The sequence below is a fragment of the Variovorax atrisoli 110B genome (assembly GCF_000382045.1).
In the GTDB taxonomy this organism is placed as follows: Bacteria; Pseudomonadota; Gammaproteobacteria; order Burkholderiales; family Burkholderiaceae_C; genus Variovorax; species Variovorax atrisoli.
In genome coordinates, this window is record NZ_KB907457.1 from 148197 (window position 1) to 164477 (window position 16281).

The 16281-nt window shown below is 69.3% G+C and carries 12 protein-coding genes; 3 read left to right on the forward strand and 9 right to left on the reverse strand.

All coding sequences use genetic code 11. The features are described from left to right. The first annotated feature begins 8 nt into the window (after positions 1-8). A complete protein-coding gene (locus G369_RS0122105; protein ID WP_019656223.1) occupies positions 9-4073 on the forward strand; it encodes a translocation/assembly module TamB domain-containing protein in 4065 nt (1354 codons plus the stop codon). Positions 4074-4301: 228 nt separating this feature from the next. Further along, positions 4302-4616 carry a hypothetical protein gene (locus tag G369_RS0122110; RefSeq protein ID WP_019656224.1) on the forward strand — a complete coding sequence of 105 codons (315 nt, stop codon included), beginning with the start codon at positions 4302-4304 and terminating at the stop codon, positions 4614-4616. Here G369_RS0122110 and G369_RS0122115 read toward each other — a convergent pair. The 7 genes from G369_RS0122115 to oxlT form a co-directional block, all read right to left on the reverse strand. Further along, entirely contained in the window at positions 4561-4809 is a 249-nt protein-coding gene (locus G369_RS0122115; RefSeq protein WP_019656225.1) for a formate dehydrogenase subunit delta, read from the reverse strand. The genes G369_RS0122110 and G369_RS0122115 overlap by 56 nt on opposite strands. 47 nt (positions 4810-4856) lie before the next feature. After that, positions 4857-5687 (reverse strand): formate dehydrogenase accessory sulfurtransferase FdhD, encoded by an 831-nt coding sequence (gene fdhD, locus G369_RS0122120; protein ID WP_019656226.1) that lies wholly within the window; start codon positions 5685-5687, stop codon positions 4857-4859. Positions 5688-5700: 13 nt separating this feature from the next. Next, the gene (gene fdhF / locus G369_RS0122125; protein ID WP_019656227.1) at positions 5701-8571 is read right to left on the reverse strand and encodes a formate dehydrogenase subunit alpha; all 2871 of its coding nucleotides are present in this window, start codon (positions 8569-8571) and stop codon (positions 5701-5703) included. A 188-nt stretch (positions 8572-8759) separates the two neighbouring features. Next, positions 8760-10319, reverse strand: coding sequence for a formate dehydrogenase beta subunit (locus G369_RS0122130; protein ID WP_019656228.1), 1560 nt, complete (start codon positions 10317-10319; stop codon positions 8760-8762). After that, positions 10316-10816, reverse strand: coding sequence for a formate dehydrogenase subunit gamma (locus tag G369_RS0122135; RefSeq protein ID WP_019656229.1), 501 nt, complete (start codon positions 10814-10816; stop codon positions 10316-10318). Before G369_RS0122135 ends, G369_RS0122130 begins: the two co-directional genes overlap by 4 nt. Positions 10817-11078: 262 nt before the next feature. After that, positions 11079-11567, reverse strand: coding sequence for a gamma carbonic anhydrase family protein (locus G369_RS0122140; protein ID WP_019656230.1), 489 nt, complete (start codon positions 11565-11567; stop codon positions 11079-11081). 126 nt (positions 11568-11693) lie between these two features. Then, positions 11694-12974, reverse strand: a complete 1281-nt coding sequence (gene oxlT / locus G369_RS0122145; RefSeq protein WP_019656231.1) for an oxalate/formate MFS antiporter — start codon at positions 12972-12974, stop codon at positions 11694-11696. A 699-nt stretch (positions 12975-13673) separates the two neighbouring features. On the opposite strand from oxlT, the gene G369_RS39135 reads away from it, so the two are divergent. Further along, positions 13674-13838 carry a hypothetical protein gene (locus tag G369_RS39135; protein WP_019656232.1) on the forward strand — a complete coding sequence of 55 codons (165 nt, stop codon included), beginning with the start codon at positions 13674-13676 and terminating at the stop codon, positions 13836-13838. 49 nt (positions 13839-13887) lie between these two features. Here the strand turns inward: G369_RS39135 and G369_RS0122155 are convergent, their stop codons facing one another. Continuing rightward, complete coding sequence (locus tag G369_RS0122155; protein ID WP_019656233.1) at positions 13888-14835, reverse strand: LysR family transcriptional regulator; 948 nt, start codon at positions 14833-14835, stop codon at positions 13888-13890. A 21-nt stretch (positions 14836-14856) separates the two neighbouring features. After that, positions 14857-16275 carry a pyruvate kinase gene (gene pyk, locus G369_RS0122160; protein ID WP_019656234.1) on the reverse strand — a complete coding sequence of 473 codons (1419 nt, stop codon included), beginning with the start codon at positions 16273-16275 and terminating at the stop codon, positions 14857-14859. Positions 16276-16281: the final 6 nt, after the last annotated feature.

The following is a 16281-nucleotide window of genomic DNA, read 5'->3' on the forward strand; positions in this document are numbered from 1 at the left end:
ACCGCCAGATGCAGACCGACGAACAGTCCACACCGCCATCGCCTCCCCGCCGCTCGCGCGCGCGGCGTGCGATGCGCGCCCTTGCCTGGACGGTCGCCGGCCTGCTGCTGGCCGTGGTTCTGCTGGTCGCCGGCGCATGGTGGTGGCTGGGCTCGAATACCTCGCTCGCCTTCGCGCTCGCCCAGGCGGCGCAGCGCCTGCCGGCCGGCCAGACGCTCGAAAGCCGCGACGTGAGCGGCTCGCTGCGCACCGGCGGCCGCATCGGCTGGCTCAAGTACCAGAGCGAGAGCATCGCCGTGGAGGTGAACGACGCCACCATCGGCTGGCAGCTCGCGCCGCTGCTGAACCGCAGGGTGCAGCTTGGCGAGGTGCATGCGAAGCAGGTGCTGATCGAGAAGCGCGGCCCGCCGAGCGACAAGCCCACCGAGCCGCTCGAACAGCTCGCCCTGCCGATAGAGGTCGAGCTGCCCTTCCGCATCGACGAACTGCGCTGGGCCGGCCCGCCCGTGCTGCAGGCGCTCAATCTCTCGGGCAGCTACAGCTACAAGGCGGCCGAGCATGCGCTCGAGGTCAAGGGCGTGGACATCGCCAGCGGCCACTACAGCGCCCGCGTGAAGCTGCAGGGCCCTGCGCCGATGGCGATCGACGCCGCACTCGACGGCCGCGTGAAGGCGCCCGTGGCCGAGGATCACGACATCGACGTGATGGCCACCGCCACTGTCAAGGGCACGCTCGCCGGCGCCGGTGCGCGCCTGCAGGTGGCGGCAGAGCTGAAGCCTGCCGAGGAGAACGCCGACGCGCCCATGGCGGCCAGCCTGCAGGCGCAGATCGCGCCCTGGCTGCCCCAGCCGGTGATCGACGCGAAGGCCGACCTGCGCAACGTCGACGCGTCGAGCCTGTGGCCCGGCGCACCCGAGACCCGGCTCACCGGCACCGTCGAACTGCAGCCCGATGCCGACACCGGCCCCGCCGCGTGGAAGGCCTCGGCCGACATCCGCAACGCCCTGCCCGGCCCATGGGACAAGCAGAAGCTGCCGCTCGAACAGCTGCTGGCCAGGGTCGGCTTCGACGGCACCAGCTGGACCCTCTCCGAAGCCACCGTGCGCGCGGGCGGCGGGCGCATCGACGCGGCCGGCAAATGGAGCCCGGCGCCCTCGCCCTGGCAGGCGCAGGCCACCGTGCGCGGCGTGCGGCCCGCGGCGCTCTACAGCGAGCTTTCGGGCGCGCCGGTCAGCGGCCAGCTCAAGGCCGAGCAGAAGGACAGCACCATCGCCTTCGACGCCAGCCTGCGCGCCGAAGGCGGCGGCGCGGGCAGCAAGGCCCTGCCCGGCTTCGCGCTCGACCGCGCGCTGGCACAGGGCCAGTGGAAGGACCAGGTGCTCGACCTGCGCACGCTGCGCATCGATGCGCAACGCGCCAGCATCGACGGCCGCGTGCAGGTGCGCGTGGCCGATCAGGCGGCGAGCGGCAAGCTGGCCCTCGCCCTGCCCGGCGGCAGCGCGCAGGTCGAAGGCCGCATCGCGCCCGATGCGGGCAGCGGCGAGGTCAGGGCCGCCATCGACGACGCCGGCACCGTGCAGCGCTGGGTGCAGGGCCTGCCGGGGCTGTCCGGCGTGTTCGGCAATGCCGGCGCCAAGGGTTCCGCGAAGCTCGATGCCAGCTGGCAGGGCGGCTGGCGCACCATCCAGCGCCGGCTCGAGAACCCCAACGCACCCGCTCCGCGAGGCGTCGCCGAGCCCAGCATCAAGGCCGCGCTCGCCGTGCCGCGCCTCGAACTCACCCTGCCCTCCGAGCAGCCCGGCGGAACGGGCACCGATGTCCAGGTGCGCAACCTGCAAGCCGACCTTGCGGGCAGCCTCGCGCAGGCCACGCTCGCGCTGAAGGGCGAGGCCGCCACCGGCACGCAGAAGTTCGACATCGATACCCGCGCCAGCGGCGGCATCGCCGGTGCCGGCCAGTGGCGCGCGGCGCTGACCAGCCTGAAGCTGCAGGCGCAGGACAGCGCCCGCCCCGGCGCACCATGGGTGCTGGAGCTGGGCCGCGAAGTCACCGCGACCATCCGGACCGCGAGCGGCAACGCGCCGCGCCTCGACGTGGAAGCCTCCGCCGCCTCGGCCACGCTGCGTGGCCCCGTGCCCGGCACGGTGCGCATCGACTGGCAGCCGCTGCGCTTCAGCCAGAGCGGCGCCGCGCCCAACCGCGTGTTCCGCGTGCAGTCCAAGGGCCAGCTGCAGGGCCTGCCGATGGCCTGGGCCGGCGCCTTCGGCGCCAACACCACGCTCGGCGAATACGGCATCAGCGGCGACCTGATGTTCAACGGCGACTGGGACATCGATGCCGGCGACACGCTGCACGCCAAGGCCCGCCTCGCGCGCCAGAGCGGCGACATCCGCGTGCAGGCCGGCGAGGCCGCGCTGGTCACGCGCATCACCAGCACCGGCACGGGCACCGCGAGCGAGCGCACGATGAATTCCGCCTCGGCCAGCGGCGACGCGCCCAGCACGCCGGCCGGCCTGCGCCAGGCCGAGCTGCGCCTGGATGCCGACGGCGACGCGGTGCGCGCCGTTCTCGCCTGGGACAGCGAACGCGCCGGCAAGATCGACGCCGACATCAACACCCGCGTGCAGCAGCGCGCCGGCGGCTGGCAGTGGGCGCCCGACGCACCGCTGGGCGGCAACATCAAGGCCACGCTGCCGAACCTGGGCGTGTGGTCGATGCTCGCGCCGCCGGGCTGGCGCATCGCCGGCACGCTGGACGCCAACGCCACGCTCTCGGGCAACCGCGCCGCGCCGCGCTGGAACGGCACGCTGGGCGCCGACAAGCTCGCGCTGCGCGCGCCCGTCGAAGGGCTGGACCTGCGCGACGGCCGTCTGCGCGCCACGCTCACGGGCGAGCGCGTGGAGATCACCGAATTCACGCTCAAGGGCGGCGCCGGCAGCTCCGCACGCATCGGCGGCCAGAGCGGCAACCGCAGCACCGCAGCGAGCGAGGCCCGCACCGATGGCGGCACGCTCTCGGCCAGCGGCGACCTCAGCTGGGGCCCGGCCGCCGGCGGCGCAACCGGCATCCGCATGGCGGTACAGGGCCAGCTGCGCGCGCTGCGCGTGCTGGTGCGCACCGACCGGCAGGTCACGCTCTCGGGCGACCTGCAGGCGCGGCTGGACAACGGCCAGTTCACCGTGCGCGGCAAGCTCAGGACCGACCGCGCCGTCATCATCCTGCCCGACGAGACCGCGCCCAGCCTGGGCAGCGACGTCGTCGTGCGCTCCGCCGCCAAGGACCGCGAGGCCGCCGAGGCGGCGAAGCGCGAAGCCGCCCGCGCCGACGCGCAGGCCGCAAAGCCGCAGACCGCCAGGCCGCCGGACATCACGGTCGAGTTCGACCTGGGCGACGACTTCGCGGTGCAGGGCCGCGGCATCACCACGCGCCTCGAAGGCAACCTGGAGATCCGCAGCACCCGGCTCGACGCGCCGCCGCGCATCACCGGCGAGGTGAAGACGGTGAAGGGCCAGTACCGCGCCTACGGCCAGCAGCTCGACGTGGAGACCGGCATCGCGCGCTTCAACGGCCCCTTCGACAACCCGGCGCTCGACATCCTCGCCATCCGCCCCAACCTCTCGCAGCGCGCGGGCGTGCAGATCACCGGCACCGCGCAGTCGCCGCGCGTGAAGCTGTACTCGGAGCCGGCGCTGTCGGATGCCGAGACGCTCTCATGGGTCGTCCTGGGCCGCGCCTCGGCCACCAGCGGTGGCGAATCGGCGCTGCTGCAGCAGGCGGCGCTGTCGCTGCTGGGCAAGATCGGCGGCGCCTCCACCGGCGGCAGCCTCGCCAGCCGCTTCGGCCTCGACGAACTGGGCTTCAAGGGCCCGGGCGACGGCGGCGACCTGCGCGAGTCGGCAGTGACCCTGGGCAAGCGCCTCTCGAAGGACTTCTACATCACCTACGAACGCAGCATCGGCGGCACCTTCGGCACGCTCTTCATCTTCTACGACCTGACAACGCGCCTCACCCTGCGCGGCCAGGCCGGCCAGACCAGCGGCCTCGACCTGATCTACACCGTCAAGTACGACTGAAGCGGGGATCGGGAGCGGGCGAGGACAGCGAGCGCAGAAGAAATACAAGAGCTGCGCAGAGGTCGCAAGAGAAACCCAAAACACTTTTTGGTTTTTCTTTCGCGACCTTCGCGCAACCTTCGCGCCCTCTGCATCCGCTGTCCGCTCCCGCTCCAAGACTTCGGCCTTGACCCGCGTCTTGCGCGCGTGATAAGAACCGTCCCTCGCCTTCACCGAGGAGCGACCACGATGAAAAGAGTTGGAGACAAGGGCGAGAGCCTTCGGGAATTTCCAGAAAGCTCTCGGACATCCGCCCCGCCGGGGCTCTCGCGCATCGCCCTCACGCGCGGTGCGCTGCGCGGCACGATCGCGCTGATCGCGGGCCTCGCGCTCGTGGCGTCCATTCCCTACTGGGGCGGCATGCACTTCCCCGTCACCAGCCTCGTGATCTACGTCGCGGGCATGGTGTTCGTCGCGATGCCGCTGTGCCTCTACTACGAGTCGCTGCTCATGGCGCAGGCAGCAGCGTCGCCCGATGGCTGCGAAGCGCCGATGCCACGATAGGCATCAGCTGCGGCGTCCTGCCCGCATCGAAATCGCGCAGCAGCTGGATGCGCATGCTCGGTGCCCAGAACGACTTCAGGTGCGCCGCGATGGCCTGCGTGGCCGCGCCCGCGTCGCTGGGCGATTGCGCCTGGAAGAAGCTGCCGATCTGGTTAGCCATCTTCACGAGTTGCGCCGATTGATCGTGCTCCATGTGGCTTCCGGAAAGTTGTGGGTGGCGTTGAAAGAGGAAAAAGAGGCTCAGCGCAGCCGCTGGGCGTGGCTGTACACGCCGAGGTCCTGCTGCCGCACGAAGCCCACCAGCGTGAGGCCCGCGCGCTGCGCGGTGGCCACCGCGAACGAGGTCGGCGCCGACACCGCGGCGAGCAGCGGCGCGCCGGCCATCGCGGCCTTCTGGACCATCTCGAAGCTCGCGCGGCTGGTGACGGCGATGAAGCCGGCCGATGCATCGACGTCGTTGGCCGCGAGCGCACCCACCAGCTTGTCGAGCGCGTTGTGGCGGCCCACGTCCTCGCGCAGCCACATCACCTCGCCGTCGGCCGAGCACCATGCCGCGGCGTGTACCGCGCCGGTGGCCTCCTGCAAGGTCTGCTGCGAGGGCAGCTGCGACATCGCGCGGGCGATGGCCCCGCGCTCGAAGCGTACTGCCACGTCGTCCCGCAGCACGGGGATCTCGCGCGACACCTGCGTCAGGCTCTCGGTGCCGCACAGGCCGCAGCCGGTGCGCCCGGCCATCGAGCGGCGGCGCTGCTTCAGGCGCGCGAAGGCCGCGCCCGACACCTGCATGTGCACCGTGAAGCCCAGCGCCGACTGCTCGGCTTCCACCGCATAGAGCTCGTGCGCCGCATCGAGGATGCCCTCGCCCAGCGAGAAGCCGAGCGCGAAGTCTTCCAGGTCGAGCGGTGTCGCGAGCATCACCGCGTGCGAGATGCCGTTGTATTCGAGCGCGACCGGCACTTCCTCGGCCACCCAGTCCTGCACGTCGAAGGGCCGGCCGCCGCGCACGCCGCGCACGGGCAGCAGCTGCGCGCCTTCGCAGAAGCGGACGGTGTCGGCGGCCTGCATGGTCATGCGCGGTGCATCCTCACTTGGCCGGCACCGTCTCGTTGCCGTGCTGCGAGGCGGCGGCGAGCAGGTCGTGCTGCTTCCGGTTGAAGCGGCTGTACTCCTGCTGCCAGGCCGAGGGCTGCATCACCGGCGTCACCTGCACCGCGGTGACCTTGTACTCGGGGCAGTTGGTGGCCCAGTCGGAGTTGTCGGTGGTGATCACGTTCGCGCCCGACTCGGGGAAGTGGAAGGTGGTGTAGACCACGCCCGGCTGCATGCGCTCGGACACCGTGGCGCGCAGCACCGTCTCGCCCGCGCGGCTCTGGATGCCGACCCAGTCTCCTTCCTTCACGCCGCGCTCCTCGGCGTCATGAGGATGGATTTCCAGGCGGTCCTCGCTGTGCCACTGGTTGTTCTCGGTGCGCCGCGTCTGCGCGCCCACGTTGTACTGCGAGAGGATGCGCCCGGTGGTCAACAGCAGCGGGAACCGGCGCGTGACCTTCTCGTCGGTCGCCACGTACTGCGTGACGATGAACTTGCCCTTGCCGCGAACGAAGCGGTCGATGTGCATGGTGGGCGTGCCCTCGGGCGCGTTCTCGTTGCAGGGCCACTGGATGCTGCCGAGCTCGTCGAGGCGCTTGTAGCTCACCCCGCGGAAGGTGGGCGTGAGCGCGGCGATCTCGTCCATGATCTCCTCGGGGCTCTCGTAGTCCATCGGGTAGCCGAGGGCCTGCGCGAGCTTCACCGTCACCTCCCAGTCGGCGAGGCCCGCCTTGGGCGGCATCACCTTGCGCACGCGCGAGATGCGGCGCTCGGCGTTGGTGAAGGTGCCGTCCTTCTCGAGGAAGGAGGAGCCCGGCAGGAACACATGCGCGTACTTGGCGGTCTCGTTGAGGAAGATGTCCTGCACCACCACGCATTCCATGGCCATCATCGCGGCGGCCACGTGCTGCGTGTTGGGGTCGGACTGCACGATGTCCTCGCCCTCGCAGTAGAGGCCCTTGAAGCTGCCGCCGATCGCGGCGTCGAACATGTTGGGAATGCGCAGCCCCGGCTCGGGGTCGATCGGCACGCCCCAGGCGGCCTCGAACGAAGAGCGCGTGGTGCTGTCCGACACATGCCGGTAGCCCGGCAGCTCGTGCGGGAAGGAGCCCATGTCGCAGGAGCCCTGCACGTTGTTCTGGCCGCGCAGCGGGTTCACGCCCACGCCCTCGCGGCCGACGTTGCCGGTGACCATCGCGAGGTTCGCGATGCCCATCACCGTCGTCGAGCCCTGGCTGTGCTCGGTCACGCCCAGGCCGTAGTAAATGGCGGCATTGCCGCCGGTGGCGAAGAGCCGCGCGGCCGCGCGCATCTCGGCGGCCGGCACGCCGGTCACCGCCTCGGTGGCCTCGGGCGACTGCTCGGGGCGTTCGACGTACGACTTCCACTCCTTGAAAGAAGCGGTGTCGCAGCGCTCGGCCACGAACTCGTCGGCCATCAGCCCCTCGGTCACGATGACGTGCGCCAGCGCCGTGACCACCGCCACGTTGGTGCCGGGGCGCAGCTGCAGGTGGTGCGCCGCCTCGATGTGCGGCGACTTCACGATGTCGATGCGGCGCGGGTCGACCACGATCAGCTTCGCGCCCTGGCGCAGCCGCTTCTTCATGCGCGAGGCGAACACCGGGTGGCCGTCGGTCGGGTTGGCACCGATCACCATGATCACGTCGGCCTTGTCCACCGAGGCGAAGGTCTGCGTACCCGCCGATTCGCCCAGCGTCTGCTTCAGGCCGTAGCCAGTGGGCGAATGGCACACGCGCGCACAGGTGTCGACGTTGTTGTTGCCGAAGGCGGCGCGCACCAGCTTCTGCACGAGGTAGGTCTCCTCGTTGGTGCAGCGCGAGGAGGTGATGCCGCCGATGGAATCGCGGCCGTACTTGGCCTGCAGGCGCTTGAACTCGCTCGCGGCGTAGTTGAGCGCGGTCTCCCAGCTCACCTCCTGCCACGGGTCGCTGATGTTCTTGCGGATCATCGGCTTGAGCATGCGGTCCTGGTGCGTGGCGTAGCCCCAGGCGAAGCGGCCCTTGACGCAGGAGTGGCCCTCGTTGGCCTTGCCGTCCTTCCACGGCACCATGCGCACCACTTCATTGCCCTTCATCTCCGCCTTGAAGGCGCAGCCCACGCCGCAGTAGGCGCAGGTGGTGATCACGCTGTGCTCGGGCTGGCCGAGCCAGATCACCGACTTCTCCTGCAGCGTGGCGGTGGGGCAGGCCTCGACGCAGGCGCCGCAGCTCACGCATTCCGAGTCCATGAAGGCCTCGTCCTGGCCCGGCGACACGCGCGACTCGAAGCCGCGGCCGCTGATGGTCAGCGCGAAGGTGCCCTGCGTTTCCTCGCAGGCGCGCACGCAGCGGTTGCACACGATGCACTTCGACGGGTCGTAGCTGAAGTAGGGGTTCGACTCGTCCTTCTCGCTCTTCAGGTGGTTGGCGCCGTCGAAACCGTAGCGCACGTTGCGCAGGCCGGTCACGCCCGCCATGTCCTGCAGCTCGCAGTTGCCGTTGGCCGAGCAGGTGAGGCAGTCCAGCGGATGGTCGGAGATGTAGAGCTCCATCACGCCCTTGCGCAGCTCCTGCAGTTTCGGCGTCTGCGTGCGCACCTTCATGCCGGCCTCGGCGGGCGTGGTGCACGAGGCCGGGAAGCCCCGCCTCCCTTCGATCTCGACCAGGCACAGCCGGCACGAGCCGAAGGGCTCCAGGCTGTCGGTGGCGCAGAGCTTGGGCACCTGGATGCCCGCATCCACCGCCGCGCGCATCAGCGATGTGCCCGCGGGCACCGTGACTTCGTTGCCGTCGATCTCCAGCGTCACCTCGCGCTCCGATTCGCGCCTGGGGGTGCCGTAGTCGATGTCCTTGAGATGGTCCAACATGTCTTTAGCTTTCTCTCTGATCTGGCAATTCACCACGGCCGTGCGAAGCGCGAACCGGCTCCCTCACACCTGCGGCGCCCGCCCCTGGGTCGCGGAACACCGTGGAACCGGCTTTGCCGGGCCACCGGTGTTGCCCTCTCGAGGGGGAGGCGGCTACACGAAGTGAGCAGGCGACGAGGGTGGGCATGTCACGCAGCCTTGCGATCGGGCGCTTCGATGCCGAAGTCCTGCGGGAAATGGTCGAGTGCCGAAAGCACAGGGAACGGCGTCATGCCGCCCATGGCGCACAGCGAGCCGTGGACCATCGTGTCGCACAGGTCGCGCAGCAGCATCACCTGCTGCGGGCGGTTCTGGTTGCCGCGGATCTTGTCGATGACCTCCACGCCGCGGGTCGAGCCGATGCGGCAGGGCGTGCACTTGCCGCAGGATTCGAGCGCGCAGAACTCCATGGCGTAGCGCGCGAGCTTCGAGAGGTCGGCCGTGTCGTCGTGCACCACGATGCCGCCGTGGCCCACGGTGCCGCCGACGGCCGCGTAGGCCTCGTAGTCGAGCGGCAGGTCCCACTTCGATTCGGGCAGGTATGCGCCCAGCGGGCCGCCGACCTGCACCGCCTTGATCGGCCGGCCAGAGGCCGAGCCGCCGCCGTAGTCGTAGAGCAGCTCGCGCAGCGTGACGCCGAAGGCCTTCTCGACCAGGCCGCCGTACCTGATGTTGCCGGCCAGCTGCATCGGCAGCGTGCCGCGCGAGCGGCCCACGCCATAGTCGCGGTAGAAGGCCGCGCCGCGCGCGAGGATCAGCGGCACGCTCGCCAGCGTGATGACGTTGTTGATGAGCGTCGGTCGCCCGAACAGCCCCTCGATGGCCGGCAGCGGCGGCTTGGCGCGCACGATGCCGCGCTTGCCTTCCAGGCTCTCGAGCAGCGCCGTCTCTTCTCCGCACACGTACGAGCCCGCGCCCTTTCGCACTTCGAGCGAGAAGCGCTTGCCCGAACGCAGGACGTTGTCGCCGAGGAAGCTCGCAGCCTCGGCGACGCGGATGGCCTCGTTCAGCGTCGCGATCGCATGCGGGTACTCGGAGCGCACGTAGATGTAGCCCTTCGTCGCGCCGGTGGCCAGGCCCGCGATGGTCATGCCCTCGATCAGCATGAAGGGGTCGCCCTCCATCGTCATGCGGTCGGAGAAGGTGCCCGAGTCGCCCTCGTCGGCATTGCAGACGACGTACTTCTGCGCCGCCGCCGTGCCCAGCACCGTCTTCCACTTGATGCCCGCCGGAAAGGCCGCGCCGCCGCGCCCGCGCAGGCCGGAGTCGAGCACCTGCTGCACGATCTCGCCGGGCTCGAGCGCCAGGGCACGGCGCAGGCCGGCGAATCCTTCGTAGGCCTGGTAGTCGGTGAGCGAGACCGGGTCGGTGATGCCCATGCGCGAGAAGGTCAGGCGCTCCTGCTTCTTCAGGTACGGGATCTCCTCTGTCGGACCGAGCGCGAGCGGATGCCTGCCGCCGGTGAGGAAGCCGGCGTCGAACAGGCCCGCCACGTCGTCGGGCGTCACCGGCCCGTAGGCGATGCGGCCGGCGGGCGTGTTCACCTCCACCAGCGGCTCGAGCCAGAACATGCCGCGCGAGCCGTTGCGCACGATCTCGAGCATCAGCCCGCGCGCGGCCGCTTCCTTGGCGATGCGCCGGGCCACGCTGTCGGCGCCGACGGCGAGCGCGGCCGAGTCGCGCGGAACGTAGACGGTGATGGTGCTCATGGGGCGACCTGCGCAAGGAGCGCGTCGAACGTGCGGGGTGTCACGCGCGCGTGCGGCTGGTCGTCCAGCGTCATCGCAGGCGAGGAGGCGCACAGGCCGAGGCAGAAGGCCGGCTCCAGCGTGAAGGCGCCGTCCTTCGTGGTGCCGTGCGCGCTGCAGCCCAGCCGCAGTTCGGCATGGGCCAGCAGCGCATCGGCGCCCATCGACTGGCACGCCTCGGCGCGGCAGATCTGGATCACGTGGCGGCCGGCGGGCGCGCTGCGGAAGTGGTGGTAGTAGGTGACCACGCCGTGCACCTCGGCGCGCGAGAGGTTCTGCGCCTCGGCGATGACCGGCACCGCGTTCGCGGGAATGTGGCCGAGCGCGTCCTGCACGTCGTGCAGTATCGGCAGCAGCGCGCCGGGTTCGTTCTCGTGCGCCTGCAGGATGCGCCGCACCGTGGCGAGCTCTTGCGTCTCGTCCCCCTGCTGCGCCTGCTGAACCTGTTCTTGTCCCATGGTCCGTCCGATCTGCTCCGCCGCTGCATGAAGCCTCGGGGGCCTGCAGGCGGAGCTGGTTTCATCGTGGTTCCGTCACGGGCCCGGCGTCTCGAATTCGACGCGAATCCCGTGGTGGTCCGCTTGGGGACCAATGTCGATGAATCGGGCGTCGGGGGCCTTGACACAAGTCAATTTCCGCCGAAACAGGCACGGTGCCAATGCGCACAAACCCTGCGGGCGTGCAGGGTTCGCAAGGACCGCAAGAACTGTCGGAAAGACCTTAGCGGGCGGCGGCTTCGCGCGCCCTGCGCAGCTGCGCTTGCGCCTCTACGTCGCTCACCTCGCCGGCGACCTTCGCGGGGCGGCCCGCGATGCGCGAACGGTCGGGAAAGACCTTGCCTTCGGTGAGCAGCGAACCGGGCTCGACGATGCAGCCGCGGCCCACCACCGAGCCGTTGAGCGCGACGGTGTTCTCGCCGATGGCGGCGCCGTCGCCCACGGTGCAGCCGTGCAGCATCACGTGCGGGCCCACCGTCACGTCGGCGCCGATGGTGAGCGGGAAGCCGGGGTCGGCATGCAGCATCACGCCCGCCTCCACCTGGCTGCCGCGGCCGACGGTGATGGGCTCGTTGTCGCCGCGCAGCACCGAGTGCGCGCCGATTCGGCTGCCGGCCGCGAGCACGACCTGGCCGATCACGCTGGCACTCTCGGCCACGCGGGCGCTGGCGTCGATGGCCGGTTCATGCGCATCAAGTCGGTAGATCGTCACTGCAAAGGCTCCTGTTCATCGGCAAAAGGCCCCGCCATCTTCATGGCGGGGCCGTGTGTGGGGAAGACGGCTTGTGCGGATGGTACCGGTGCAGGCGCTTCGCGTGGTGTCCAGGTGTTCTCCGACCTAGTCGGCGCGGCTCGCCTCGATGTGCCTGCGGCGCATCGGCCGCAGCACGAACCAGGCCATCAGCGCCGCGAGCGCGTTGACCGCGCTGGCCGCGATGAAGACGGCCTGCCAGCTGCCGGTGGAGGCAGCCAGCACGCTCGACAGCGGCACCAGCAGCGAGGCCGTGCCCTTGGCGGTGTAGAGCATGCCGGCGTTGGAGGCCGCATACTTCGACCCGAAGGTGTCGGCGCAGGTCGAGGGGAACAGGCTGTAGATCTCGCCCCAGGCGAAGAACACGATGCCCGTGAGGATCACGAACAGCAGCGGGTTCTGGCCGTAGTGGTAGAGCATCAGGATGCCGACCGACTCGATCGCGAAGGCGATGAACATGGTCTGCTCGCGGCCGATCTTGTCCGACACCCATCCGAAGAAGGGCCGCGTGAGGCCATTGAGCACGCGGTCGATGGCCAGCGCGAAGGTCAGCGCGGGCAGCACCAGGCCCATGATGTTGACCGGCACGTCGATGATCTTGAAGTCCTTGGCGATGGGCGCGAGCTGCGCGGTGGCCATCAGGCCGCCGGCCGCCACCATCACGAACATCGCGTACATCACCCAGAACACCGGCGAGCGCAGCACCTCGGAGGGCGCGTAGTCGCGGCGCGACTGCTGCACGTTGCGGGTGCCGGACGACTTGGCATGGTCCGGTGCGCGGGTCAGCAGCCATGCGAGCAGGAACACGATCAGCCCCTGCCCGATCCCGAAGTACAGGAAGGCCGCCTCGTAGCCGCTGGACTTGATCATCGCGGAGATCGGGATGATCGTGAGCGCGGAGCCGGCACCGAAGCCCGCCGCGGTCATGCCTGCCGCGAGCCCGCGCCGGTCGGGGAACCACTTGAGCGCATTGCCCACGCAGGTGCCGTAGACCGCACCCGCGCCGATGCCGCCGATGGCCGCGGCGACGTACAGCATCGCGAGCGAATCGGCGAACGAGTTGAGCACCCAGCCCACGCCGCACAGCACGCCGCCCACCAGCACCACAGGACGCGGACCGAAGCGGTCGACGAGGTAGCCCTCGATGGGCACGAGCCAGGTTTCGGTAAGGACGAAGATGGTGAACGCGACCTGGATCGCAGCGCGGCTCCAGCCGTGCTTGTCGGCGATCGGATTGACGAAGAGCGTCCAGCCGTACTGCAGGTTCGCGATCATCGCCATGCAGACGATGCCGATGAGCAGCTGACCCCATCGATACGCCTCGGATCGGGTCGCGCTGGCGCCATAGGTTTCGGACGGAGGATACATCGCGGGGTTGGAACCTGCGATCGTTGAGGTGGGCCGAGTCATGGAGTTGTCCTTGGTGTTTTCGTTGAAATCCGACAGGCTGCAAAGCTGAGCAATCAGTCGAGCGATCTGTGCGCATCGACGGGCGACGAGGCTTCGTTGACATCGATACACGGCATGGGAATCACCAGTTGTCTGCGCGTGGATGACTGTCGGACCGAGCGAGTCAAAAACTCTTGACCTCAGTCAAGTTCACACGAATCGCGCTCTCTCGAAACCCCCGTGATATCCCTAGCACAGGCAGTGCATCGAATCGCTGCTTGCACGACGCGCGATCACGCCGATGAACGCAGGTGCAATGAGCAGTGGCATCGGCACGCATCGCACGATGCGCGGTGCATGACGGATAAGGAATCGATGATGCGATTTCGATGATCCATGCGTGATGCATGGCATGTGCCGTCGATCGATCTTGAGATGTTCTTCAGCGGCCTGGACGATGGCTTTGGCGCGCGTCGTGCGATCTGCGCGCGTGCGTGCGAATGGCTCTGGCAGCCGAAGTTCGCACGCAGGAAGGGAATCTGTCCGACACCGAAAAAATTGACCTGGGTCAAGAAACGCAAAAATCGCGTTTGCCCTCGTCTAGGGTAAACCCTAAAATTCAGGGTAATCCCTTCGGTCTTTCCGATTCAGTTTCAGATTCTTTTTTGGAGCAAGCAAATGAGCCACACCACCCTCGATTCCAACGCGCTGCGCGCCCCCGCCTCTTCGTCGACCGCCGGCAACGTCATGCGCGAGCTGTTCGCCGTGATGCCCATCGTGATCTTCTACAAGGCCGCACGCGCCGCGCTGATGCAGCGCCGCTCGTCGTTCGTGCAGCGCTGAACAGCCGCACGCCGCAGCACATCAAGCCCCCGCAAGGAGCGCGCGCGAGTCACTCGCCGCGCTCTTTTTCATTGGGGCACTCGAAGGGAACGATCTGCGAGATCAACGCGGGCCCGTCGCTCAGCAGGAAGTCCTTGAAGGCCTGCGCCACCGGCGGCAGCCGCTTGCTGCGGCGATGCACCACGTACCAGTTGAGCATCAGCGGAAAGCCTTCCACGTCGAGCACGCAGAGGCTGCCCGTGCGCAGTTCCTGGCTCACGGTGTGGGCCGACACGAAGCTCACGCCCATGCCTGCGATCACCGCCTGCTTGATGGTCTCGGTGCTGCGTATCTCCATCGCGACGTTGATGCCGCTCAGGTCGCCGCCGAAGCCGTCCTCCATCGAGTGCCAGGTGTCGGACGCCTTCTCGCGCACCACGAAGGGCTCGCGCATCAGCCGCGCCCGCGGGATGTTTCTCTCTCGCGCCAGCGGATGGCCGGGCGCCGCGACGATCACGTAGGGGTGCGGCGCGAAGGGCTGGTTGACGGTGTCGAGGTCGGTGGGCGGGCGCACCATGATCGCGAGGTCCGTGAGGTTCTCGGCGATATGGGTCAGGAGCCCCGCCCGGTTGTGCACGGTGAAGTTCAGCGTCACGCCCTGATGGCGGCTCGCGAACTCCACCAGCAGGCGCGGGAAGAAGTAGTCGCCCGCGCTGATCACGCCCACGTTGAGCTTGCCGCCGGAGACGCCCTTGAACTGCATCATCGCGTTCTCGGCTGCCTCGAACTGCTGGATGATCGATCGGCTGATCTGCAGCAGTTCGTTGCCTGCGGGCGTGAGGTAGATCTTCTTGCCGAACTGCTCGAAGAGCGCATTGTCCGCATGCTCCTCGAGCTTGCGCACCTGCGTGGAGACCGCAGGCTGCGTCAGGTGAAGCTCCTCGGCTGCGCGCGAGAAGCTCAGCAGCCGCGCCACCGCCTCGAAGACCTTCAGCTGGCGCAAGGTCGCATGCTTCATCGCAACTGCCAGCAACAGCGCTCAGCGCGGTATCCGGGCGACGTGCAGCAGGTTGGTGGTGCCCGATTGCCCGAAGGGCAGGCCCGCCACCACCACCACGTCGTCGCCTTCCTTCGCGAAGCCCTCGGCGCGCGCCGTTCGGCAGGCGCACTCGATCATCTCCGCCACGTCGCGCACGTCGTCGACGAGCACCGCATGCACGCCCCACACCATCGCCATGCGCCGCGCGGCGGCCAGGTCGGGCGTGAGGCTCAGGATGGGCACAGCCGGGCGCTCGCGCGCCGCGCGCAGGCTCGTGAAGCCCGACGAGGTGTAGGTCACGGTGGCGGCCGGCGCGAGCAGCGACGCCACCTGGCGCATCGATGCGCACACCGCATCGGCCGTGGTCGACAGCGCCGCATCGTGCGTGGCGTCGATGCCCGCGCGGTACGAGGGATCGGCCTCCACCCGCTCGACGATGCGGTCCATCATCGCCACCGCCTCCAGCGGGTACCTGCCCGAGGCCGACTCGGCCGAGAGCATCACCGCGTCGACGCCGTCGTACACGGCGGTCGCCACGTCCGACACCTCCGCACGCGTGGGCACCGGCGAGGCGATCATCGATTCGAGCATCTGCGTGGCCACCACCACCGGCTTTCCGCGCCTGCGGCAGGCGCGCACTATCAGCCGCTGCAGCTCCGGCACCTGCTCGGGCGGCAGCTCCACGCCGAGGTCGCCGCGCGCCACCATGATGCCGTCGCACAACGACACGATCGCATCCAGATGCTCGATGGCGGCGGGCTTCTCCAGCTTGGCCATGATCCAGGCACGCGCGCCGACGATGGTGCGCGCCTCCTCGATGTCCTCGGGCCGCTGCACGAAGGAGAGCGCGACCCAGTCCACGCCCATCGACAGGCCGAAGGCCAGGTCTTCGCGGTCCTTCGGCGTGAGCGGCGAGATCGGCAACAGCACGCTCGGCACGTTGACCCCCTTGCGGTCGGAGACGGGTCCTCCGACCAGCACCGTGGTCTCGGCGAAGTCGTTGCCGTGGCTGTCCACGCGCAGGCGCAGCTTGCCGTCGTCGAGCAGCAGCTCGGTGCCGTCCTGCAGCGCCGCGAAGATTTCCGGATGCGGCAGCGGCGCGCGGCGTGCGTTGCCTGCGGCCTCGTCCATGTCGAGCCGGAAGCGCGTGCCCGCATCGAGGTGCGCCCGCCCGCCCTCGAAGCTGCCCAGCCTCAGCTTGGGCCCCTGCAGGTCGAGCAGGATGCCGATGGGCCGGCCGTGTTCCTTCTCGAGGCGGCGGATGGTCTCGATGCGCCGTGCATGGTCGTGCTGCGTGCCGTGGCTCAGGTTGAGCCGGAACACGTCCACGCCCCGGCCGAACAGCGCACGGATGGCCTGCTCGTCGCTGGTGGCAGGACCGAGGGTGGCGACGATCTTCGCGCTGCGCGTGCGTCTCATCGAACC

Bases quoted from the DNA above. Each gene is read 5' to 3' on its own strand.
- G369_RS0122105 (WP_019656223.1), top strand. From the start codon at position 9: ATGCAGACCGACGAACAGTCCACACCGCCATCGCCTCCCCGCCGCTCG.
- G369_RS0122110 (WP_019656224.1), top strand. From the start codon at position 4,302: ATGAAAAGAGTTGGAGACAAGGGCGAGAGCCTTCGGGAATTTCCAGAA.
- G369_RS0122115 (WP_019656225.1), bottom strand. From the start codon at position 4,809: ATGGAGCACGATCAATCGGCGCAACTCGTGAAGATGGCTAACCAGATC.
- fdhD (WP_019656226.1), bottom strand. From the start codon at position 5,687: ATGACCATGCAGGCCGCCGACACCGTCCGCTTCTGCGAAGGCGCGCAG.
- fdhF (WP_019656227.1), bottom strand. From the start codon at position 8,571: ATGTTGGACCATCTCAAGGACATCGACTACGGCACCCCCAGGCGCGAA.
- G369_RS0122130 (WP_019656228.1), bottom strand. From the start codon at position 10,319: ATGAGCACCATCACCGTCTACGTTCCGCGCGACTCGGCCGCGCTCGCC.
- G369_RS0122135 (WP_019656229.1), bottom strand. From the start codon at position 10,816: ATGGGACAAGAACAGGTTCAGCAGGCGCAGCAGGGGGACGAGACGCAA.
- oxlT (WP_019656231.1), bottom strand. From the start codon at position 12,974: ATGTATCCTCCGTCCGAAACCTATGGCGCCAGCGCGACCCGATCCGAG.
- G369_RS39135 (WP_019656232.1), top strand. From the start codon at position 13,674: ATGAGCCACACCACCCTCGATTCCAACGCGCTGCGCGCCCCCGCCTCT.
- G369_RS0122155 (WP_019656233.1), bottom strand. From the start codon at position 14,835: ATGAAGCATGCGACCTTGCGCCAGCTGAAGGTCTTCGAGGCGGTGGCG.
- pyk (WP_019656234.1), bottom strand. From the start codon at position 16,275: ATGAGACGCACGCGCAGCGCGAAGATCGTCGCCACCCTCGGTCCTGCC.